At 64.2% G+C, this 22,243-nt stretch carries 14 protein-coding genes; 3 read left to right on the top strand and 11 right to left on the bottom strand.

Annotated elements, in window-relative coordinates:
- Window positions 1-14: 14 nt before the first annotated feature.
- Genes dpdD through dpdE form a run of 8 tightly spaced genes read right to left on the bottom strand, consistent with a single transcriptional unit; the run spans window position 15 to window position 17,600 of the window.
- The gene (gene dpdD, locus OG390_RS28135) at window positions 15-2,045 is read right to left on the bottom strand and encodes a protein DpdD (RefSeq protein ID WP_406172145.1); all 2,031 of its coding nucleotides are present in this window, start codon (window positions 2,043-2,045) and stop codon (window positions 15-17) included.
- A complete protein-coding gene (dpdK, locus tag OG390_RS28130; RefSeq protein ID WP_406172143.1) occupies window positions 2,042-2,563 on the bottom strand; it encodes a phospholipase D-like domain-containing protein DpdK in 522 nt (173 codons plus the stop codon). The genes dpdD and dpdK overlap by 4 nt, the downstream gene beginning before the upstream one ends.
- The gene (dpdJ, locus tag OG390_RS28125) at window positions 2,560-7,062 is read right to left on the bottom strand and encodes a protein DpdJ (RefSeq protein WP_406172141.1); all 4,503 of its coding nucleotides are present in this window, start codon (window positions 7,060-7,062) and stop codon (window positions 2,560-2,562) included. Before dpdJ ends, dpdK begins: the two co-directional genes overlap by 4 nt.
- Window positions 7,059-7,748 carry a hypothetical protein gene (locus tag OG390_RS28120; protein ID WP_406172139.1) on the bottom strand — a complete coding sequence of 230 codons (690 nt, stop codon included), beginning with the start codon at window positions 7,746-7,748 and terminating at the stop codon, window positions 7,059-7,061. Before OG390_RS28120 ends, dpdJ begins: the two co-directional genes overlap by 4 nt.
- A complete protein-coding gene (gene dpdH / locus OG390_RS28115) occupies window positions 7,745-10,816 on the bottom strand; it encodes a protein DpdH (RefSeq protein ID WP_406172137.1) in 3,072 nt (1,023 codons plus the stop codon). Before dpdH ends, OG390_RS28120 begins: the two co-directional genes overlap by 4 nt.
- The gene (gene dpdG / locus OG390_RS28110; RefSeq protein ID WP_406172134.1) at window positions 10,809-11,723 is read right to left on the bottom strand and encodes a protein DpdG; all 915 of its coding nucleotides are present in this window, start codon (window positions 11,721-11,723) and stop codon (window positions 10,809-10,811) included. The genes dpdH and dpdG overlap by 8 nt, the downstream gene beginning before the upstream one ends.
- On the bottom strand, window positions 11,723-14,326 hold the full coding sequence (gene dpdF, locus OG390_RS28105) for a protein DpdF (RefSeq protein ID WP_406172132.1): 2,604 nt from the start codon (window positions 14,324-14,326) through the stop codon (window positions 11,723-11,725). The genes dpdG and dpdF overlap by 1 nt, the downstream gene beginning before the upstream one ends.
- Window positions 14,319-17,600, bottom strand: coding sequence for a protein DpdE (gene dpdE / locus OG390_RS28100; protein WP_406172130.1), 3,282 nt, complete (start codon window positions 17,598-17,600; stop codon window positions 14,319-14,321). Before dpdE ends, dpdF begins: the two co-directional genes overlap by 8 nt.
- Window positions 17,601-18,162: 562 nt before the next feature.
- Here dpdE and OG390_RS28095 point away from each other — a divergent pair.
- From OG390_RS28095 to OG390_RS28085, 3 genes are all read left to right on the top strand, one after another.
- Window positions 18,163-18,702 (top strand): VUT family protein, encoded by a 540-nt coding sequence (locus OG390_RS28095; protein WP_315892427.1) that lies wholly within the window; start codon window positions 18,163-18,165, stop codon window positions 18,700-18,702.
- A 602-nt stretch (window positions 18,703-19,304) separates the two neighbouring features.
- Window positions 19,305-19,658, top strand: coding sequence for a GNAT family N-acetyltransferase (locus tag OG390_RS28090; protein ID WP_315892426.1), 354 nt, complete (start codon window positions 19,305-19,307; stop codon window positions 19,656-19,658).
- A 281-nt stretch (window positions 19,659-19,939) separates the two neighbouring features.
- Complete coding sequence (locus OG390_RS28085; protein ID WP_406172127.1) at window positions 19,940-20,170, top strand: hypothetical protein; 231 nt, start codon at window positions 19,940-19,942, stop codon at window positions 20,168-20,170.
- Between the two features lie 324 nt (window positions 20,171-20,494).
- Here OG390_RS28085 and OG390_RS28080 read toward each other — a convergent pair whose 3' ends face one another.
- The 3 genes from OG390_RS28080 to OG390_RS28070 all read right to left on the bottom strand — a co-directional run bounded on the left by OG390_RS28080 (window position 20,495) and on the right by OG390_RS28070 (window position 22,236).
- A complete protein-coding gene (locus OG390_RS28080; protein WP_406172126.1) occupies window positions 20,495-20,824 on the bottom strand; it encodes a hypothetical protein in 330 nt (109 codons plus the stop codon).
- Window positions 20,825-20,896: 72 nt separating this feature from the next.
- Window positions 20,897-21,187: a hypothetical protein gene (locus tag OG390_RS28075; RefSeq protein WP_315892424.1), complete on the bottom strand. Its 291-nt coding sequence runs from the start codon at window positions 21,185-21,187 to the stop codon at window positions 20,897-20,899.
- Window positions 21,187-22,236, bottom strand: a complete 1,050-nt coding sequence (locus OG390_RS28070; RefSeq protein ID WP_406172123.1) for a major capsid protein — start codon at window positions 22,234-22,236, stop codon at window positions 21,187-21,189. Before OG390_RS28070 ends, OG390_RS28075 begins: the two co-directional genes overlap by 1 nt.
- Window positions 22,237-22,243: the final 7 nt, after the last annotated feature.

Below are 22,243 nucleotides of genomic sequence, written 5' to 3'. Positions count from 1 at the left end.
AGACCACCAGTGCGTCAGACGCTCTCGGCGATCGTGCGCCGTAGACCTCGCTCTGCTGCGCGCAGGAGAGACGCCGAGCCACTGCCATTCGCGTACTCGATCGGCACGTCATTGCCACTGTGCTGAGTGATGAAGCCGGTGGCGGCGTGCTTGGCGCAACGCGTCGCTAGAACGACCACGTCCGCCCTGCGAGCCTTCTCTCGCAACTGCGGCGTGCCAACGTGGTCATAGGCAGTCGCGACCTTCACAGCAGGAGCGATCTTCTGCAACTCCTCCCGGCACCGGGTAAGTACCGCCTCGTCCAGGGAGTACAGGAGCAGCGTCGAAGGTGGCATCGACGCCAGGGGGTCATCCTGCACACCCTCCTCTGCGGGGACGGCCCAATCGAGACCGTCCAGGCCAAGTTCATGAGTGAGCCGCTGCGCGAAGGCCAGGTCAGCTTCCGCAAGGCGGTGCCGGTGAACGGACAACGGTGCGAGGAGATCGACACACAATCTCTCACGGGCGTCTACGTCAGGGCACGCAGCAAGAAATAGGCGGTCAACGAAGTCCAAGGCGGCCGAGGCCCGTTCGGGAGCGATCCACCGACTGCACTCCGAGCTAACGTCCTTGAGGATCTCTCCGTAGGTGTCGGCGGCGGGCGAGGCCCGGAGAGCGATGTCCATCAGAGCTTGCAGCACAGCCAGATCACCCGGGCCGTAGCGGCCGAAGGCCACGGCATTACGGATGAAGGCATGCGCGCTCTTCGGCGCCGGCTCGTCGTAACCCACGGCATCGAGGAACGAACCAACAGCACGCCACAGTTCACCCGCCGCGCCATCGCTCAACCCGTCCAAGAACTCCGCCAGAACGTCATCGTTCTGCGCCGGGGAGGGCCACAGCGCCCACACTTCGTCTTCGACGGCCTGCTTGCCCACCGGGCTTCCATCAGCAAGCGCAGAGAACAACTCTGGCCAAGACTCGACGGGCACGCCTGCATCAGCGTCAGGGGGTACCTTCGAGGATGCTTCGTCCACCGCATCAGGAACCGGCATAGCCGCCAGACGCTCGGCCTCACTCAGAACGAGCGCCGCGATCTGGGGCGCCTGATCCAGTTCCTCGACGGCCGCCAATGCCCGGCGAGCAACTGTCACATCATCGAGAATCACGGCCGCAAGCAAGACGACGGTCATCGCCTGAGGACCATACGACCGGGGATCGCCGCCAAGCAGTTCAGGGACCACCCTGCCGTGGGCGATGAGACCCTCTCTAGCCGCGTCGAGGTCTCGCGTAGCGAGAGGCTCCTCGAGGGCCACCGTGTAAACAGCGTTGAGAATGGCGGCCTTCACCGCAGCGGGTGGATCCTGGTGCACGATGTCCGGCAGGTTCGGAAATGCGAGAACCTTGTTGCTCACTCCGAGGCGATCCAGGCGCTTGAGCCTGAGATGCGCCAGGTTCGTGGCGGTGAGTCCACCGGCCGCCGCCAGCTGCTCGAGTAGATCCTGGGAAGCTGCTTCACCGCCCGCCGCGAGAGCAGCATCGAACTCCGCAATGAGACGACCGATGGGTTTGACTGCACGCCACAGGCGAGGAGGGCGGCTTGTGTAGGTCTTCTGCATCAAGAGCAATGCGTCGGTGAGGCTCTGTCGGTAACGCGAGGGCTGCGCGGTTGTCAGCCTGAAGGTCACGCGCTCGCCGGCGAAGTCCAAGATGGCACGCTCTACCGGGTCATCCGGGTTGAGCCGGGCTGGGCGCAGCCCGCCACGCTCCATGTCGCAATAGATGTACGTCGGCCCTGCGAAGGCTTCGATCAACTCAGCTGTCTTCGTTACGTCAGCCTGGTCGCGTGCAATGGCGTACATGGCGAATTGTTGGCTGTCGGCGTCCCACCGCGGCAGGACGATAGGTGCATCGCCGCCGTTCAGCAAAACGCTGACGAAGGGCTCGGTGCGCTCCTTGTGAGTGTAGTCCGGGCGCATGTCCGGCCAGGCGTCGTTTCCTGCTCCAAAGAATGCTCTGAGGAAGGCCTGGATACGTTCCGACGTCCAGTGTTTGGGCTGAGTCATGCGGCATCTCCCCACCGCTCGGCCAGGTCCAGGCGTGCCTGGGCAGCGGCGTCACTACCTGCCGTGTAGGTCACTCTCTCGTCGTTCTTCGCCATGCCGCGAACGGTGAAGTTCATCGAGCCGCTGAGCATCCAGTCGTTGCCGCACAAGGTCTTCTCGTGGATGTTCGGATCCTGCGCCAAGTGGACACGCTCCGGCGCTGCTGCCTTCGTGAGGCGGCGCAGGAAGTCGTCGTTGTGTGCGTCGGGGCGTGTAACGACGTGGATCTTCGCGCCACCGTGGGCGATGCGGGCGATGGCATCGGATAGGCGACAACTCTGTGGTGGAACATCGCCGAACAGCGCATCGTACGAACCGTGGCTGTTGTCGAGGACCTGGACATCGGTGATCCACGGTGACACCAGCCACAAGTGATCGCTAGGAGCAATAAACTCCGCGATCAGAGCCGAGGTCAGCATGGTGTCGACGCGCACAGTGGTGTGTAGCCCGGTGCGGATCGTGCGTTCCTGGGACTTCACTGCGAGGCCTCCCGCAACTCGATGCGGACCCGGAGTTCGTGCTGCTGACGGAGGATTCCGCAAACCTCTCCGTAGACGCGCAGTACGTCCCGGTCAATGTGGGTGACAGGAATCTGCTTCAAGGCTTGCGCCATTGACTGCTCCTTGCCCGCCGGGCAGATCAGATCGACGGCAGAGGTCTCTGCGAGACGCTTGCAGTAGGACTCAACCCAGGCAGGCTGCGTCACATCGACCTCGGGCAGCCGGTCATCGTGGGCGGCCTGGACCAGAAGCCGTTCCAGTACCGGGGACTTGGCGTACGGCTGGTAGTGCTTCAAGTCCTGGGTACGAGCCTGGTGACCCCGAGGCCACAGGAGGCTGAAGACCTGGTCGGCGCTGAGCGAACGGACTCCGGGCAGTTCGAGTTGCTTCGATCCCACGGCGTAGGCCACGACGCGTGCGTCGACTTCAATCCCCAGACGCTCTTCGAGTGCAGCCCAGGCTCTTACGAGAGCGAGAGCCGCGGCGTCGATGTCGGGCCCGGAGCCCGGGCGCAGCAAGCGTGTGGACAAGGCCGCGACTGCCGCATGCCGAGGCGGGCCGTCCAATCGAGCCCATGCCTCCCGCAGATCACCGAGTGCGTCCTGGGCTTGCTGCGCCGGCACGTTAGCGCGAAGTGTCGCCATGGCACGTGCGGCGGCACCGCCTGGTTCCTCAGTGACGTGCTCGAGGAGACGCGTCAAAGTGGCATCCACATACTCAAATTCACTGGGCGCGAGGCTGTTCGTCACAAGTCCCCAGAACCGTCGAGGATCCGCCGAGTAGTAGTCGATCAGCTGCTCGATCACGCCGAGGCCCCCGACGGAGGTCTCGCTGAGCCAGATGGTCGTCAGCCCGTCCGGTTCGTCGGCTGGCAGTACATCGACGATGAGGTCGCCGTCTTGCGCGTTCGGGCAAGCACGCTGGGCGGCAGCCCGGATCCCGGCGGCCATGGTGTCGCGGTAGGCCCGCCGCGCCAAGTCAGCCGTGTCAGCGGACACGTCCTCGATCACAAGGAGGTTAGCTGCTCGGTTAAGAGCCGCGATGACCGTGCCGTGGGTGACCAGTGTGCTCAGTTCCGCAACAAGGCGGTCATTGTCCATGTGCTCCTCGGACAAGTCGGCATCGCGATAGAGCACCTGGAAGATTCTTGCCAGGTCCCTGCTCCAGCCACCACTCGCGAGGAGCGTGCGGATCTCCTCGTTCGTTCGCTCGGCAGCCAGACCAGCCAACGCGAACGCCGTCAGGTAGATCTGAGCGAGTCGCTCCCGCTGGAAGAAGTTCGAGATATCGGCGAGTTCTGGATCTTCTTGAACCGCGTGTGAGAACGCAAGGGCCCGCCATTGCGGCTGGGCCAGGTACTGCTTGACCGCCGGGTCTTCGACGTTCAAAGGACGCAACCTGAAGCAGGCAGCATCGACGCCGAGGCGGAAACCGAGGGCAGCTGGCTTACCGCGGAGTTCGTAGCGGACGGACTGGTTCTCGCTGTCCTGGCGTTCACGGCGGACCGTGCACTCGGCACCGATCGTCATGCGCCGCACCTCGACGGGGTTCCCAGCGGCGTGTGTCGCGAAGCTGACGGCGTCGATCCGCCGCTGCCATGGGGACGGTTTCGGCACCATCCCTTCGTCGAACGGAACATCGTTAGGGACAACAACCTGTGTACCCCACACCGGGACGCCCTGCGACTGGTCAATGATGTCGCCATCTGGCTCGACCAGCCCTATCCGCTTCGGCCTTACGACCTCGAATTCCGCCCCGCCGTGCTCATGGGGCCGCCAAGGGCCCTCGGGCATCCCATCCCTCACGAACTGGGTGAGATTCAGAACGTCACTGCCTTCGGAAGGGAGAGGAAGCCACGTGCGATGGTCATCGCTCAAGTACCCGAATCGTCGGCTGACTCGGCCGGGTACTGCCTCCGTCAGGGCTCTCCCGATCGGCATCGGCTCGACGGCTCCATCTCCGTCGTCAAAGGGGAGTTCCAGATCGACCTCTGGAAGATTCAAGGGCTCAAACAGAGCTCGAGTGATGTACTCGGGCAGCATGGCGCCGTTCACGGCGCCAGCGTCAGTCACCAGTGGTTTCCAACCGGAGTTGAGCCGTCGTAGTGCGGTGGGCGCCACGGCTAGTAGCAGCGACCGTGGCTGTTCCCACAACACGGCCTGCGCTTCGTCGGCAGGGAGTTGCAGCGCCCTGGTGAGGTGCTTTGCGAACTGGTCCTGGACACGGCTGTCGTTCAGCAACTCATCGAAAACCTGGATGAGGGCCTTGTGCTCTGCCTCATAGCGGGGATTCACTGCTCCCGCCGCCGGTGCTTTCAGGAGTTTGCGCGGGTCTGCATTCCGGACACCCTTGCTGCGCAGTCGGCGCCCTGCCCAGTCGAGAAGGGCCTGGGCTCCTTGGATCTTGAGGACATACCGGTTCCGCAGAGGCAGTTTGATCGCCGCGACCTCTGGTGCGAAGAGCGTCTCGTAGCCCTGGTAGGCGAGGCGATCACGACCGTAGTCAGAGAGGGTCACGACGGTCACTGGCCGCGTCCCCCGAGCACGACCAGCACGTCCGCGGCGCTGGATGAAGGAGGCGGCATTGCGAGGTGCCTTGTGCTGAAGCACGAAGCCAACTCGGGGGTCGTTGAACCCCACCTCCAGGGAGGCGGTGGCGATAGTCAGCCTGGCGTTGTGGTTAACGCCGGCGTCCTGCGAAGACGTGCGACCAATGATCAAGTGGTGCATGCGCAGGTCGGGAGCGAGTTCGTTCCCAATCTTCTCCACGAGATCCCATGACTGGCCCTCGTTGTACCGGGCCTCGGGCTCAGGCCGTGCGCGTGAGCGGAGCCCGGCAAGTACTTCACCACGTCGGCTCATGCGACCGAAGTGGTCCTGGTCGCCTTCCGCGTCGCGTAGGTACTTATAGAAGCGGTTGGTGACGTCCAGGTCGTCGGTGAACAGGAATCCGGTGGATCCGTACAGAAAGGTCTCGTCACTTGGGTCGAGCACTCGGCCGAAGAGCATCGCGGTCTGGATGGACGTCGACAGCAGGCTGGCCCCTGCCACAGGATCGCCGCGCAGGGCCAGCGCGTACTCGCGGCCCTCCTCCACCATGCTGTCCTCGGACGGAGCGATGGAGTCGATGTCGGCGTGGCGTAGGCCGACGAGTTGGGCGAAGAACTCTTTGGCGTCGCGAAGCGTGGCACTCAGGCCAACGAACGTGACAGGTTTGCGGGCTGCCTCACGCCACCTGCGAAGCAGGTAGGCGACTTGGGCACCATGCACGCCGGAATAGGTGTGAACCTCGTCGAGGAGCATCAGCGAAGGAACCTGCCCGCCTCTCCAGCCTAGAAGGCCTTCGAGGAAGCTGTCCGCGCTGCAGTTGTTCAGCATTTCGGTCGTCGTGAACAGCAGATCGGGTGGACTGCTCCGCAGGGATTTACGAGTGAGGGCAAGCCGCCCGTCCGGCACCTCATGCTGGCAGCGCCAGCAGACGAGCCGCTCGATGTCGGCCGCGCGGTCCTGATCGGACCACACCAACTCACCGTTCTCGCATTCATCGTTGGGGCACGGAAGGAAGGGGCAGATGAACCCGTCTTGGAACCGCTTCCAACGACCTGATCCCCTGCCCGCGGCTAGCCGTCGGGGATCGTTGGAGTCGTTCGGGGTGCTTCCATAGAGAGCGCCAATGCGAAGGTAGCGCCTCCCCTGTTGCGCAAGCGCCTGTTCAACCTTGCTGGCTTCGGTGACGGCGTCTTTGAGTTGGTCGCGCAACAGTTCAGTACGCGGGTACAGGGCCAGAGTGTGAACGCTGCCCGGAGCGTGTGCTGCCATCGCGGCGAACGCGGGCAGGTAGAACGAGAGTGTCTTGCCGCTGCCGGTGCCGGCCCCGACAATGATTCCGCTGGACTTGTCCTGGTGGGCAAGTGATTCATAGACGGCCTGGGTCGCTTCCAATTGGAAGCCTGCCAAGCTCTTTCCGCCCAGATAGGCCTTTGCTACCTGGTCCTGGAGGCCTCCCCAACTAGGCGAAGTCCCCAACTCCTTGAGCGCCGCTGAGGCGGAGATGTCACGTTTGGGGTAGCGCCGGTAGCGCGTGTGCAGCCGATAATCGGCAACAAGGCGCCTTCCTTGACGCCACCATCCACTCGGTGCCTCGTCTGCCCAGTCGCCCCGAGGACGGAAGAGCTGGCGAAGTCCGGCTGTGAGCCGGAGCGACTCGGCGAATCGAGTGCGATAGCGCGCTGGCCCGTCATTCGGCCAGGGCACCTTCCAGACCAGGGCGAGGCCGCGCATCTCCTGGAGTACGTCATGAGGTGAGACGTTCTCCGGGGCTTTCGGATGTTCGCTGAGAACAGACTCGATACATTCGACCACGTCGTCCTCAGAGAGCGCACCCTCCGTCACGCCCCACGAGAGCAATGGCAGTTCAAGGTCTTCCAAGCGGTTGAGGAGCTCATTGGTGAAGTCCTGGTCCATGCTGCGCTGGTTCACGAGCCCTTCCTCTTCAGGCTGATGTGGGCATCCATCCCGTATTCACGGATGAGCGCGATCTCTTCGTCAGTGATGTCGCGTAGCGTGAGACCGGACTGCTCGCGCAGCCGATCCAGCAGAACGGCTAGTGCCTGAGGCGGGTCTTGAGCGTCCTGAAGTAGTTCAGCCAAGCCGGCATGCGTGACGGCAAAGGTGGTGATGGCGTCCTTGGATGCCTTTCCCCTTGCCACGCGCTCAAGTTCGGCATGGCGGGCGGATGCCTGCTTCTCGGCCCCTGGGTCGAGAAGCATTGAAATCCGCGCTACGGGCAACTCCTCGAGTAGCCGTCCTGTCCAAGCAGACCAAGCCGCTTGATTGGCTTCTCCAAGACGATCAGTAACTGCCTGCGTCTTCTTCTTCGCCGTGTTGAACACCTGATTGGAGGGGAGGCCGCTGGGCCCCAAGCTGCGCTCAAAGCCTGCTCTCCCGTCATCGATGCCGGACAGGTTGATGTCGAGGCCCGCGCCACGGGCCTGCAGAGCTTGAGTGACGGCCAACTGGGAGCGCAGTTGGTTGATCTGGGAGCGCAGCTCCATCAGCCGAGTTGAAACCCGGGTTGCCTGGCGCTGGGATTCTTCGCCATCCGCGATGCGCGAGGCGTGATCTTCAAGCAGCTTTGCCTTCTCGTACACGGACATCTGGGTCACTGGCCATCAACCCCTTCGGCTACCAGCGAGCGCCATTCGGCAACGAGTTCCTGTACGCCATCGGCTGCGCTCTTGGCGGCCGAAGAACTTGCCCGCATCTCGGCACCCTTCAGGGCTTCGTCGAGCCACTCATCAGCCACACACAACAGATTTCGAATGACCTCGATGGAGGATCCCCGGTCCTGGGCGGCCGTGCGGATGCGTGCAGTGAGAAGGGCCGCCTCTGGACGGGCGTCGTCCTGGCAGCGATCCAGTTCATCCTCCAGCGCGGAGATCGTGGACCAGTCCACGGCGCTCGCCTGCTCAAGTAGTGCATCAAGACCGCGCGCTCGCTGGGTAGACAGCGACAGACTGACTTCCCTAGCCCGGTCTACAGCAGACCTGATGCTGGAAAGCGTGTGATTCCCCGGGGTACTGCGCGGGTGCCGCAGTCGAATCTCCTGCAGCAGTTCGTTGAGCATCGTGATCTGTCCGTCGACCAGGGAGGGCCATGACACGAACGGCCTGACTGCAGGCTTAACCCACTCCGGGACGGTGCTCACCGGCGTTTCCCAAGACCAGTTGGCAGCCGCCTCCTCCAACAGAGGGACTGCCCGGGCAGCATCGATCATGCCCACCGCCCCTCTGCTGCCCTGCGAGATACCGACCCCGACACGGATGCGCTTTACCAGGGCACTGCGGGCAGCAAGGTGCTGGTTGAGCGCGAGGGTCCACCGGTCAGGACGCGGCATGGTGCCGGCGCCCTTCCAGCTCTCGCCGTCGTCCACTGCAGTTGCCAGCAACTCTTCGATGCTCATGCCAGGCCATCCGCGACCCGCAAGAACCGCTCCCAAAAGCGATGCACGGAGCCCGAGCACGAGATCGTCGTCTGTGACCTCCAAGTTGCGCTGAACTCTGGTTGCCAACGCACTGGACTGCTCTTCGGCGACGGTAGCCAGCCTGCGGACGTCCTCCCCGCGGACCTGATCCAGCCCGTACTGCGCACGGATCAGGCTCTGGAAGAACCTGCTGTTCGTCGCGCTCCGCTTGAACTGGATGGGGGCGCTGTCGGCACCACTGATGCCTGCGACCACTGTGCCTTCGATGCTGACAATGGTCGCGTTGTTTGGCCAGCCCTTGTCCTTCACGTTGGCTTGCGCCTGCATGAGCGGCGCGTTCCAGCGATACCGCTGGGCCACCGCGGTGGCGACGACTGTGCGGATCATCCGAGCGTGATCCTGCTTGAGGTCGTCGCCGCGGGTCACCCACTCCTCGATGTTCTGAAGGCTCCGCTGCACCGACGGCGGATAGTTCTTATCCTCCGTCTTGGCGGTGCTTGACGAGGTGCTGGATTGCCGGGAGGGCGCTGAAGCACGCTGCGGTTGTTCCGGGAGGGCCGGCGTCCCGGCAGCCAGAGCTCGGAGGGCGAAGGCCTCCAGCACTGTGGGGTTGATTTCAACGCCCTTAGCCGCTGCGTCCTCCCAGAACTCAAGAACCCGCTTGCGCCGGTCGGCGGTAACAGGGTCATGGTTTTCGATGACATCCCGTACGGCCGTGCTGAGCGGCTGGTCGATCTCGGCTGTCGGAAAGCCCTCGGAGAAGGAAGAGTCTGGGAACTCTCCTCTCTGAAGCGAGCTAGCGTGCTGAATGAGGACTGGCCGTACCACGCTCCCCAGCACCGTCCGGGGGACGAACTCCCACGGTTCGCTCTTCGAAGCAGTCGAGTGGACCATGCGAGTCAGGGCCGACCTGTTGAAGGGGTACAGGCCGTACCCGTCTGCGGATGCCCCGAACGCATCGTGGCAGCGCGCCTGGAACGGGCACTCGTCGCATGCGTTCGTCGGCTCGGCTTCGCCTGCTTGCTCCAGTCGATCCTTGCCGATACGTGCCGCGTTGAGGTAGCGGCCTACAAATGCTGCGATCGCCTCCTCGCCGGTGTCTTCCTCACTGAACGGCACATCCAGGTCGTAGGCGTAGCCAAGATTTGCACGTACGCGGGTGAGGGCCGTTTCCGGCAGGTCACGGAAGTAACCAGTGGTTACCGCCATGAGGGTGCGAATGGGGGCCAGCCGCGTGGAGCCCTCACGGTGAGCCGCTTCGACGAGGGCGTCCAGCAGGTCCTTCTGAACGCCCTGGATGAGGGCAAAGTCCTCGATGAGGAGAATGATCTCCTTGTCCTGCCGGTGGTACTCCTCACGGACAAGGGTCATAGCTTCTAGCAGACGCCCCATGCCCAGGTTGAAGCTGCGGTTGATCGCAGTTTCCAGGTGCTCGTTCAGGAGGTCTATCGCGATCTCCTGAAGTTCGGCCTTGGAACTGAGAACCTGAACCCATTTCTTGGCTAGGGCCGATGCCTTGCTGACATCGGTGATGTCCAGCGGAAGATCATGAACAGTGAACTTCGGAGGGCGATCTCCGTCTCCCTTGACGCGGTCTCGCAGGAGGTAAGTGGCCAACTGTGGAACAAACTTCTCGGGCCTGAGCATGAATTCACTGACGTGTGGATCGTCAAGTAGTGCTCCGAGCCCGTGGGGCCCGAAGAGTTGCCGCGCTGGCCCTGAAACCCCACGCCCCGTCTCGGCTACAAGGGTCTCGTTGAGGGAATGGATAAGGCGCCGAGCGAGCACTGATGCATCGACGTCTGCGGTGAACTTGTCGATTTCCGACTTCAGTTGCTTCAGTTCGTCGCTGTCGGCCTTGGCGATCAGGCTCTGCACGACTGCTTTGAGGCTAGTCCTATGCTTCTCAAGGTAGATCACCTCACGGGACTCTTGCCGATCGTCTACCAGGTCGAGATGCTCACGAACCCACCTGACGAGGTGCGACTTGCCAGAACCAGACTCGCCCACGATGGGCATGAGCAGCGCGCCGGTGTTGGACTCATGGTTCAGGAAGTCATGAAGGACCGCACGCTCGTCGACGGGCTGCCCCTCGAGTACAAGCTTGCGACCGTCGAGGCGTGCCCGCTGGATCCGTAGAGGAGCATGCGTGGCCCGGAAGACGGCAGGAGACGGGGAGATGGCCTCGACGCCGATGGTGTTGGCGGCTGTCGCGGGGTCCCAGCAGATCTTTCCGCGGAAGTCAGGCACCGGGGACCTCCTGCATCGTGATGTCGCTTACGTACCGTGGGCTCGAAGGCTGCTCTGGGTCGGCTACCTGCAGCACCAGAGAGGCGTCGGAATCGGATTCCAGGCGCAGCCACTTCTCGTCGTGGCCGCGCAGAAGGGCAAAGGAGAGTGAACTGCCGGCGATGCGGTCGCCTGGGTTAGCAAGTTGCAGAGCCCGCGGATACTCGCCACCGGGAAGTACCGGCAGGTGCTCGCGGATGCTTCGGGCAGCCGTTACGGCGTTGACCTGAGTGCCCGGCTCCCACAGACGCTGCATGACATACCTGACGGCAGTGGTGCAGTCGGGTACCAACGGACTACCGCCCCCACCGGCGAGGAGCGGGCGGGCGGCGAGTCCGAGTGCGGGGGCCCAGTCACCGAACTGTCGCCACCGCTCGGCATTGACGACGGCTGGTCCGGCCTCCGGTTTGAGCGAAGCGTCCCCCATGAGGTCTTGCGCCTGGTCCCAGTCCACGGGCGGGCCCATTGGATCTAGCGTGAGGAACCAGGCCAAGGCTCGGGTCAGGTCGCGGGACTCTCTCTGCTCATCGTTGTCTCCCAAACCGCTGTTGCGCTCAGGCGCGAGCACCGCAGTACGCAGAGCAGCGGAGAAGGCATCCCAGTCGCGGCCGTCGAGAACTGCAGCGGGTCCGACGAGTTCCAGTTCACTAGTGGAGTCGTGAATCTGCAGCAACCCCAGTTCCCGCAGCGTCTTGATGGCCTTGCTGAACATCTCCGACGCATCGTCCCTGTCTCGGGAAGCAAGCGTCGGCGGACTCAGCAGGGCACGTGCGCTGCTGAGCGATACGGACCTCTTCGAGTGAGCCAGTAGACGGACGACCGCCCACATGGGGTCAGGGCGCGAAGCGTCCACGTTGATCAGGGCCATCAGAACGACTCCAACGCATTCCGGACGGGGAAGCTTTGACGATGAAAGGCAGTGAAGGATAGGTCGGGTCGATCAGGATGCGGCGTGCTCCGCGGATGGATCAGGTACGTCACATCCGGTGAACCAAGGCGCGATCTAAGCACGCTGTCTACGGATGATGGGTCATCGTCCAGAACCCACACGATGGGGCCGTCGTAAAAGCGAAGCAGATCTGCGTCGGTGTCACAGATGATCGGGCGGGGTGCCACATCCTTCTGGAGGGCCTCGGCTAGGCGTGAGGTGATTCCTGGCCCGCCGATCACGTTCATGCCGCGAAGGGCCAGCATTTCCAGCAACCGGGGCACATGAACTTGGCGCTCGGATTCGGTTCCCCACCACAAGCTGAGGCATGGAGCGGTGCCGCGCATACTCCGGAGAGGATCCCGACCAGCCCTGGTCGGGGCAGGGACCAGCGGATGGGGGTCTCCTGCCAGCTTGTAGAAGCCGTTGTCTGCAGGAAGACCTGTCGATCGGCAATTAGGGCAACCTCGGCAGTTGATGCCCGACATCAGTGCCGCTGCGCCTCGTTGCACCCGGTAGTAAGTGCTGAGCACCTCGCCTGTGCACCGATCGCCGCGCAGCAAGGTCCGAAGATCAGCAAGTGCGTTCCTCTGAGCAGTGATCGAGCGCCGGCGCTCAGCTTCGAAGCGAGCCTGGAAATGTCCCTCATCGTTGGTCTGAGTGTCCGCGATGGAGACGTCGACATGCGTGGACGCCAACTCGTAGAAGTGGTTGAGGCGTTCCTGGAAGACGGCACGCGGTTCGCCTCCGCTCCGCTTGGGTGGTTCAGGGACATGGAGTTCGATGAGCCCTGCGCGCAGCATGAGGTTCAGGGTGCGAATGTTCCAGTCCCGGTTGGCCTCCGAGATGTCATGGACGTTGTCCGGGATCGAGTCGAGGTTGACGAGGTAGTGCCGCGGACGCGCATACGTCTTATCCCGGACGTCCCACATCCACCGCCATCTTGACCAGGCAGTGTCGGCCCTGATGATCGCCTGCCGGTTGATGCCCTCGGCGACGGGGAGGTCTCGGGGGGCCGATGCCAGGTAGGCCACGGACGGGCTTCCGTCCCGGCCGGTCCGTCCCACCTCTTGGTAGTAGCGGTCGACGGTTTCCGGCAGGCATGCGTGCACCACGCTGCGGACGTCGGAGAGGTCAACACCCAGGCCGAAGGCTGAGGTTCCCACCACGATGTCGTACTGGGTGGGGATGGGTCCCAAGGCGGAACGGCCGCCCCATCCTTCGACGGCCTGTCGACGTTCGTCGGGGCTTGAATAGCCGGCGACATCGGCGACTCGCCGGTAGCCAGCTGTGCGCAGGCGGTCAGCCCATGCCCGGGCGTCTTTCCGCTCTGTCACGTATAGAGCCAGTGGCTTCGGCAGCCGGTCGACGGCACGAAGGACTGCCTCCGTGCGTTTCTCTTCTTCGGCGAAGTCGTCGATGTAGTAGCTAGGCTCGTGGCGCAACTGGGCGCCCCAAACGATCTCAGCGGCCTTGGGCCCTGAGAAGAGTTTCTCGAGCGTGGTTACCTGCTGTTCGGTCAGTGTCGCGCTCATACAGACAGTGACGGGTTCACGCCCTGCAGGGGCGGTGCTCAACCAGGTACGACGGTGGACGGACATGGTTTGGAACTCAGGCCGGAATCCCTCGCCCCATTGCTCGACAAGATGCGCCTCGTCGACGACGAAGTACTGCAGGTGGCCTGCCTCGGCAGCGTCTTCGAGAGCGGACTTCAGGCCGGACACGAGCGATTCAGGATTCGTGAAGACCAGCCGCTGGCTGCCAGACCGGATGTCTTCTCGCAACTGCTGCTTGAGGTTCTCGTCCAGGTTGCCGATGTAGGCGTAGCGGCCAGTAGGGCTCTGCCGGCCGCGGGCGCTCAGCAACTCTTGCGCGCGGCGTTCCATGTCCAGGGCGAGCACAACCGTGGGCACGACGACCAGGGTCACGCCGCTGCGCTTACTTGAGAGGAGCGCGGGAGCCTGCACGAGTGCAGTCTTTCCGTGGCCGGTCGGCAGGCAGGCGATCACAGTGCTGCCCGGTTCTGCGAGTGCTACGGCACGTGCTGCTTGGCGCTGGCCGATCGACTTGTACTCGGCGTAGTCCTCGCCGAGAGCCTGGATCCAGAAGGGGTCGGCTGGGCAGGGCTCCAATGCAAGATGCCGATGGAGGCTCTCTCCGTGGTGAATCTGCTGGAAGTCGTGCTCAGAGGCCTCGGTGGCCTTCTGGTCTGATACGTCGGGGTGCCATGGCCGGGCTGTGACCAGGACGCGACGACCAGCTGGGAGGGCGTGGCAGTGGAGTTGTTCCCACTGCAGCCGTGTGGGCAGCGGTGCGCCGAGCGGGACTTCGAGGCCAAAGTTATTTCCGTGTGCTTGGGCTTCAAGAAGGATCTGTCGTGTCAGTGCTGCTACGTCACGCCATGAAGACCGGCGTTCCATCAGCCCTTCGAGGGTGTCCTTGAGCCGTCGCAGAGTTCCACGGTATTCCGTGTCCTCGGACGTCGGGGGAACCAACGGCCAGGTGTCAAAGAGCTCTTGAGCCCCGGTCCAACTGTCACGCATGACGCTGGGCTCCCTTTCCCCCGCGGACAATGCACGTAGCGGACATGAGCCGTACGTTCGGCTGCGTGAGTCCGTCGATGAGCAGACTGGCGGTGTTCACGTCGGCCAGTTGACTCTCGGTATCGCGCAGGAGACGTCCGGCAGCCCTGCGTGCCTCTGCCTGGGCCCGGGTCACGGCAAGTCGCCGGCGAGCCCGTTCCTGGGCTTCGGTGCAGAGCGCCGCCAGGTCGGTGACGCGGAAGAGTTCGTTGCGCGCGACCTTCTCGGCGGATTCAGCAGAGTGCTGAAACTCCGACCAGCCCCCGAAGATGCCGACAAGCTCACGAACCCGCTGGTTGTTGAAGTTCCGGCACTTCCGGTTGTCGTAAGGGCTGTTCAGCCACTCGAGCGCCGTGGCGAGCGTCAACGCCTCGGTGCTCCCTGCCCGCACCCACACTCGGCGAGTGAACGGCGGAAGAAGGAGGTCAGCCTGTCGCTGCAACGCCCGGCTCACCTCTTCCGGGTTGGTCATCGTGTCTGCTGCTGCCGAAATATCGGCCTCAACAAGGAAGTCGAAGCCGAAGTAGGGTTCTGGATCCCCCATGTGGCTGGGGTCAATGCGCTGGAAGGCAGTTGCCTGGCCACGTTCGTCGATGGCGCTCAGCGAGGAGAGCATGTCGATGAAGGGGTTGCCGATACGGAACACCCGGGTGCCTGGGGAGCGCAGAGCCTTTGACCGGTTGAACGTCCCCCGCGTCACGGCTGGAGTCAGCGCGGCAGTCTGTGCCAGGTACAGACGCGGTGGCACATGCGGCCGGGACTCCACGAGGTCGAAGACAGTTTCGCCAATGATGTGATCAGAGCGTCGGATGTTGATGCCGCCAGATCCTTCGCTCGTGTACTGGAAGACAGCGCGTTGGATGTCCTTCCAGTCCACTTCCAGGTCTCTGAGGGCCTTGGCCGTGTTGTCCCGGCCATCGGCGTCAAGGTAGATGGCCTCGAGCATGTCCATCTTCTCGATCTGCTGGCGAGCTTCGAGGAGCTGATCCTTTACGCGCTGCTGCGCAGATGCGAGCCCTGCAGGGCCGTCCCGCAGTGCGTCGGTCCAGACTGCGTCGAGGCCTTCCGCGATGGCGTCCTGCAGTGTCGACGCCGACTTCGAGAAGATGTTGTAACCGTCGAGCAGCAGGTCCAGCCACGCTGCGCCGAGGGCTTCGTGCTCGGCGCTTGCGCTGAGCACGTACTGGCTGGCGGCATCGGACTGGCTGACGGATTCGGTGTTGCGATAGCGGTCTACTCGTCCGATTCGTTGCTCAAGCTGGTTTGGATTCCACGGCAGGCGTACATGGACGACGGCGTCTGCGACCTGAAGGTTCAGTCCGTCTTCGGCGGTGTCGTCGACGACGAGGACCGACGTGCCCGCCGCTGTGCGCCATTTTGCGACCGCGTCCTCGGAACCCGCGGCGCCGATCCGGCGGGTGTGCTCCGCAACCTGCGCAGTCCGGGACAACTCTCTTAGGCGTGCTGCGAGTTGGTGCGCCAGTGCCCCCGGGCCACAGAACACAACGATGCGTCCACCAAGCTTCAGCGCCGGGATGAGAGCGCGGGCCGTCGCCTTGACCTGCTGGTTGTCCTCTGTTTCGTTGAGTTCCCTCTCAAGCCCAAGGAGTGCTTGCTCCTCTGCAGGAATGAGGGTGGGGGCGGCGAGCAGGGCTTGTTCTTGAGGACTGAGACCGGCTCGTTGTGCCGCCTGAGCGTCTCCGTTTACGCGCCAGCGCAAAGTGTCGGCGAAGTCGTCGAAAGGCCCGCCTGCTCGGGAAGTGAGGACGCTGAGGATGCGTCCGTAGGCTGTGGTCTCGCCTTCTAGGCTGGCATCGAGCAAATGATCCGACACGCCCGTACGCCACTCAACGAGGGCAGTTTCGACGGCATCGAAGGCGGAGGGAAGGGGAAGAACTTCCGGCCGTTCCCGGCCGCGGACGGCGTAGGGCTCGCTCTCTTCGTCTTCGTCGTCTGGAAGCGCCACTTGGTCGCGCCGGTGCCGGATCACCCGGCGATGCAGGCGGTACGTCTCACTGATGTGCCCTCGTAGCTCCTCTACGCGCAGGGAAAGACCGTCGGCTTCCACTCCGTCACGGAGGTCATCGTCCTCGGTGAGGCACTCGACGACCCGAGCTGCAAGATTCTCGAATCCGGGGTCCTGGGGGAGGAGCCGTCGGATGTCGTCAAGCGTAGACCTCAGCAGGAAGGTGAAGGTGGCGTCCAGGGCATAGACGCTGTCCGCCAACTCGGCGCGCAGGGCATAGCGGTGTTCGAAGGCTTCGCGATCGTCCCAGCTGTAGAGGTTGGGGTCGAGCAAGTGCAGCAGCCCGAGGTGAGTGGTGTAGCGAGAAGTCACAGGGGTCGCGGACAGCAGTAGAAGCCTTGGAGCAGCGTGCGCCAAGGCGGCCAGTTCACGGTAGGGCGTGAGGTTTTCGCCGCTGTCCTGGACCAGCGCATGCGCCTCGTCCACGACGACAAGGGCACTGTCGTGGTAGGCGGACCACTTCTCCGGCGTCTCGTGCGACGTGATCACGATCCGGGCTGACGGAAAGTCGTCGATGAAGAACTTATTGCGGAGTTCCTTGTCCCACTGGCGCCGAAGCGGTTCAGGGGCGATGACAGTGACCTGTGCCTGCGGATCATCGAGAAGCGTCTGGCGGATGACGAAGCCGGCCTCGATGGTCTTCCCCAAGCCGACCTCATCGGCGATGAGGTATCGCTGTACCGGATCGGAGAGCACGGTCATCGCTGCCCGGACCTGATGCGGAAAAATCTCGGCAGCTGAGGACAGCAGCGCCGCCATGTTCGCGCAGGCGGCTCGTTGGGCTACGAGATCTTGTAGGAAGGGCAGCCGAGCGTCGCGAAAGTACCCCGACTCGTTGCCGCCGCTCGTAAGGACTTGGAGGGGGTCGCGGACGGGGCGGTCCCAGCGCACCCGGAGGTCGCGCTCGCTCGCCCGCTCGTTCCACATCTTGTTGGGAACTTGGATGAAGTATTCCGGGAGGTGTTCTCCCGTCACCCGGCCCGCCAGCCAGTCTCCGGTGCTCGGTTCGCGCCAGTAGACCCGTGTCTCGGGTTCGAGCCGGGCGCGCCAGCAGCTCTTGGCAGGCACATGCTGGGAGTGGACGACCTCCTCCGCTACTGATTCGAAGAAGTCGATGCGCAGCATGTCGCCGTCTATGGCTCCTACTCGGCCAACCCCCGGAGCCGCTGTGAACTCGACGAGGTGCCCTATCGCGAAGCCTGAAGACATCCTTCTTCTCGCCCCCACCTGCTCGTATACCAACGTCGATGAGCTTAGAGGGAACCACTGACAACAAGGTCAACGGACTAATAGCGAAATTCGTATACACATTCGAAATTGGCACAGGGAGGGGCTCCTTGGAGCTACCGCTCGCGTGAAGTACAGGGACAATGTCAGGCAAACGCGGCACGCCTGATCTTGTCTGAAGTCGTAGGCGGCGATTGAAGACGGCCGAAAGAACACCTGCGTTAGAGCCGGGCGGGCCAGGTGCAGGAGGCCGTCAGATTCCGGCAGCCGCTCTGGCCGGTCGCCGCAGCGAGATAGCGAGAGCTGGGTGAACTGCAGCGTTTCATCAGTCTTCCCGCCGTCCGTCTGCTGCAGCAGGCCGATCCGGTGGCCTACACGGTCTGTGTGCGACCTCGGCGTGGGAGCGATTCCTGGCCAGAGTCCTGAGGGCTGGGCTCACTCCTGTTGTCAGTGGCATGGGCTGTACTGTCTGGGCGCCTGCCCCGCCGTCCGCTCACGGAGGGGACTGGGTGCAACTCCTGCTTCACCAGACAGAGAGAAGATCGTGAACGTCCCCGCTCCTGCCGGTATCGCGACGCTGGTTGCCTACGTGGCCACCATTCCCGCGGCCAATCTTGCTGTTACACACTTCGGAGCCGTCCCAGTGGGCTTCGGCTACGCGGCCCCAGCCGGGGTTTACATGGTCGGACTAGCCCTCGTCCTCCGTGACCTTGCACGGGAGGCGGCCGGCCGCAGGGCGGTCCTCGCGGCGATAGCCATCGGCACCGTCTTGTCGTACTTCCTTGCTGACCCCGCGCTCGCGATGGCATCAGCTGCGGCCTTCGTGGTCGCCGAAAGCATGGACTTCGCCGTCTATGAGCCTCTGCGGGAACGTGGCCTGCTGATCGCGATGCTCGCCTCGAACGCGGTCGGTTTGCTTTCGGACAGCTTGTTGTTCCTCAAGCTTGCATTCGACTCCTTCGAGTACCTGCCGGGACAGATCCTCGGCAAGGCGTGGATGACCCTCGCAGCGGTAGCAGCCCTGACCCTTCTCCGTCGCCGAAAGCGCGCTACGGCCGGACTTCCGGAAGCTGCTCGTCGCTGACCCTGGCTAGGACCCGGTGAACGGCAGCACGTCTTCGCGCTGCATGGCGAAGATCCCGATCAACTGGCCATCTCGGTGCCTCCAGCCAGCCATGTACTCCCTGACCCTGGCGAGCTGCCCGTCATCCACGTGCGCCTGCCCCGGCCATCAGACGCACCCAGCCCCCGCTCCAGATAGGCCGGGCAGCCGGGTAGCTCGATGGCCAGGATGGGCGAGGAGTACGCCAGGCCCCCACCTGTAGGTGCGCTCACGAGCGGGAATGTCGTTGGGCAGGCACACCTGGAGTTCGAGGACACCGTCCGGGTATCGGTGCTGCGCGCGAATGGTCGCCAGGGTCCACGCGGAGTCGACCCAGATCCATACCGCTGGCTCGTGCCTGTCCGGGTACACGTCGGTCCGTACGCCGACGGTTTCGTGCTCGGCGCGAGGCGGAACCTCGACTGGAGCGATGACAGGGTGGTGAGCGGGCGACTCCCAAAAGAACATGTGTTCGATAGTAGGGGATCGTCCTCGGCTAAGGACCTCCTAACGGGACGGTCGCGACCGCTGAGGCGCCTACGGTGGGGTGGTCCCATCGTGTTCTCGAAACCAGGAGTCGCCGGATGCCCACCGCGATGTCAATCGAAGGGGAGCTGACACGCCTCGTCCCCGTGGGCGAGCAGGACCTCGACCTGCTGGCGGGCTGGTTCGCCGACTCCGCCTTCGTTAAGCACTGGGGCGGTGCGCCATTGGCCCGTGAGGAAGTAGCTGCCAAGTACGTGGGGCGCCTCCGGCCTGAGGTGGAGTCGTTCCTTGTGCTGGCCGCCAGCGGACCAGTGGGGTACGCGCAGTACTCGTGCGAGGGTGGAAGGGATGGCGGCATCGACGTTCTTCTCATCCCCGAGGCGCGCGGCCACGGCTTCGGCCCCGACGTGGCCGGCGCGCTGATGGCGTTTCTGCTGCAGGGGCGAGGTTGATCACGAACGATGCGACGGTCCAGGGGTTCCCCAGACGATCCTTGCTGGGGACAACCCGCCGTTCAGCGCCGCGATGTGACGGACCGACATACGCGGAAGCCGAACTTGCTCTTGCCCTCCACCTCCGATAGCGTCACCGCAGCAATGAGGGCCCCACCATGCCAATGGTGGGGCCCTTTTTGCGTCCTCCCGGATCCGGGGGGACTCGAGTGTCGCGCGCCGCCGTCTTCAGGTTCCTAGGCCGGGGAGACGGTGGCTGCGCTTCGAAGAAGGGACATCTCGTGACCGCCTACCATGGCACACCTTCTAGTGGGGAGTCATCCCCCGGGATTCCGGCTGCCAACGGTCTGATCCCGGACGTTCCGGCCGGAGCGGCCTCGGTCGTGCCGCGTGAGGGCGTGCACGTTCAGATCGGCGGGCGCACCGTTTTGGCGGTGTACGTCTCGCCGGTGATCGCGGCGGGTGTATCTCTCCTGTTCGGGCTGGTGGGCTGGGGCTACTGGCCTTGGTAGTGGGAGCCTGAGCCAAGACCGGATGCGGGGCAACTGCCCTCGCGGCCATGGAATGGTGACTGGACGGTACAGACCGGTGTGCCGTGCCAGTGGTCCGTAGGTCGCCGAGGAATCACTCGGCTGCCCATAACCGAGCTGTGCATACCAGCCGCTAGGCGGCTGGTATGCACAGCGGCAGCAACTCCTCCTCCGTCCAGTCCCGAAGGCGCGCTGAGCGATCGGCTCGGCGCTCAAGCGAATGCTGGGCTTGGCGGTGGCCGACAACACCGCGGGCAGCCTCAGCATGTTCTCGGTGCGTTGCACGAAATGGCCCCACGCCGGGCACTATCTGTAGCGGCGGGTCGGCACTAGCCACGTCGCCGCCAGTGCCTCGCTCGCCTCGCCTTCGTCCTGCGGATCGTCCGGCGCAGGCACCTGTCGTACGACTTCGATCTGCCGCTCGATGCCGCGCAGGTTCTCCTGCATGTCCATGGTTACCACGCCGTCAACGGTGACCTTCAGCGGGTCGGCGAGGAGCTTCGCGCGCCGCTCGCCCAGCACCTCCAGGGCGACCGCCCTCACCGACCGCAGCCGGAAGAACCGGCGCTCCAGGTCGGCCGGGTCAGTGTCCGGCCCGAGCTGCGCCAGCAGCCACGACCGCTGGAACTCGTCCACCAGGTCCTCCTTCTCCACACGAGGTACTGCCCGGCACCGGGGAGCCTCCCTGGTACCGGGCCGTACGAACGATCACGACGACGCCGACGAGCGAGCCCGCCGCGGTGGCGACTTCTTCGCGCCGCCACCCCCGCCGGCCTCCGCCTGCTCCGACTCCTGCTCGCCCTTCCCCGCGGTGGGGTCGGGCTCCCCCACTGCGATCGGCTCCGGTTCTGGCTCGCAGTCGTCGGGTGGCACGTCCCAGGCGTCTGGGTTCGTCACCAGCGCGGCGAGCTCCGGATCAGGGCATTCTCCGGGCAGAAGGATCAGCTCCTCCCGCGTGGATGGGTCCTGTACGTACACGGCAGCAACAAGACGCGGCATCACAGCACCTTCGCGACGATGTGTGCGTCCGGGGTGTGCAGCACCGGCATGCCGACCGCGGCGCCCTTGGTGTAGATCTGCACCGGGTCATCCTGGACACCGCGGGTGATGATCAGGCCCGGGGCCTCCTCCCGGATGATCTCCGGGTTCGTGCCGCGCGACAGGACCAGGGCCTCGGCCGTCACACCGAGCTGCGTCTGTCCCCACTTCTCGCGATCCGGCGGCACCAGAATCCACAGGTCTTCGGGCAGCACCTTGCGGGCCTTGCCGTCGACGCGCACCTGGGCCTTGTAGAAGGTGATCGGCGGCAGGCTGTAGTTGCCGCGCACCACGTTGATCTGCTGCGGGGTGAGCGTCGCCGTCGGCGTCGTCGACGGATTCACAGACCCGTAGTACGCCGCCCTGTAGGCGTTGTTCGCCGCCAGGTAGCTGAACGCCTTCCGCGAGGACACGACCATCTCAGGCTCCGGAGCGCCGATGTCGTCCAGGTGCTGGATCCACCGCAGCTCATCAGCGATCGGATCGGACGCCGGATCGGACCACGGGCGGGCGGCGACCGGCATGTTCTCCGCCGGGACGTTCCAGTCCACCTCCAGCGTCAGGCCGTTCTCCTGCACCAGCTCGAACTTCCCGTCGGCCAGGACGTCGCCGGCCGCCAGCTCCAGCCGTGAGCGGATCGCCTCCACATGCCGTTCGACATCGTCATACAGCAGCTCGATCAGCCGGTCCTGGTCCGAGCCGTGCGACGCCTCCAGCAGGATCTGCTCCTGCTCGGAGACCACGAGCTTCTGTCCCAGCGCGGGCAGCGCCCCCTCACGGGAGGTCTGCCACGCCTCACGTGTGGCAAACGGCACCGACGCGTTGAACGCCCGGTACTTCGCCACGTTCACGTACCGGCCCGAGTCTTTGGTCCGCCACTTGACCTCCCGCAGCTCCAGCGTCGGGAAGATCGTCTGGGTGAGAAAGAAGTCCTTCGGCGACGGGATCGCACGGGCGAACGTCGTCAGGTCAACGACCGAGACGTCCTTCAACAGGTCCTGAATCGTCATCGCTCAG

The organism is Streptomyces sp. NBC_00996, from assembly GCF_045162675.1.
In the GTDB taxonomy this organism is placed as follows: Bacteria; Actinomycetota; Actinomycetes; order Streptomycetales; family Streptomycetaceae; genus Streptomyces.
The sequence above is the reverse complement of the archived record's forward strand: the minus strand, read 5'-3'. Positions and strand labels throughout refer to the sequence as shown.

Excerpts from the sequence above, each read along its gene's own strand:
- dpdD (WP_406172145.1), bottom strand. The coding sequence starts at position 2,045 with ATGACTCAGCCCAAACACTGGACGTCGGAACGTATCCAGGCCTTCCTC.
- dpdG (WP_406172134.1), bottom strand. The coding sequence starts at position 11,723 with ATGGCCCTGATCAACGTGGACGCTTCGCGCCCTGACCCCATGTGGGCG.
- dpdF (WP_406172132.1), bottom strand. The coding sequence starts at position 14,326 with ATGCGTGACAGTTGGACCGGGGCTCAAGAGCTCTTTGACACCTGGCCG.
- dpdE (WP_406172130.1), bottom strand. The coding sequence starts at position 17,600 with ATGTCTTCAGGCTTCGCGATAGGGCACCTCGTCGAGTTCACAGCGGCT.
- OG390_RS28090 (WP_315892426.1), top strand. The coding sequence starts at position 19,305 with ATGCCCACCGCGATGTCAATCGAAGGGGAGCTGACACGCCTCGTCCCC.
- OG390_RS28075 (WP_315892424.1), bottom strand. The coding sequence starts at position 21,187 with ATGCCGCGTCTTGTTGCTGCCGTGTACGTACAGGACCCATCCACGCGG.
- OG390_RS28070 (WP_406172123.1), bottom strand. The coding sequence starts at position 22,236 with ATGACGATTCAGGACCTGTTGAAGGACGTCTCGGTCGTTGACCTGACG.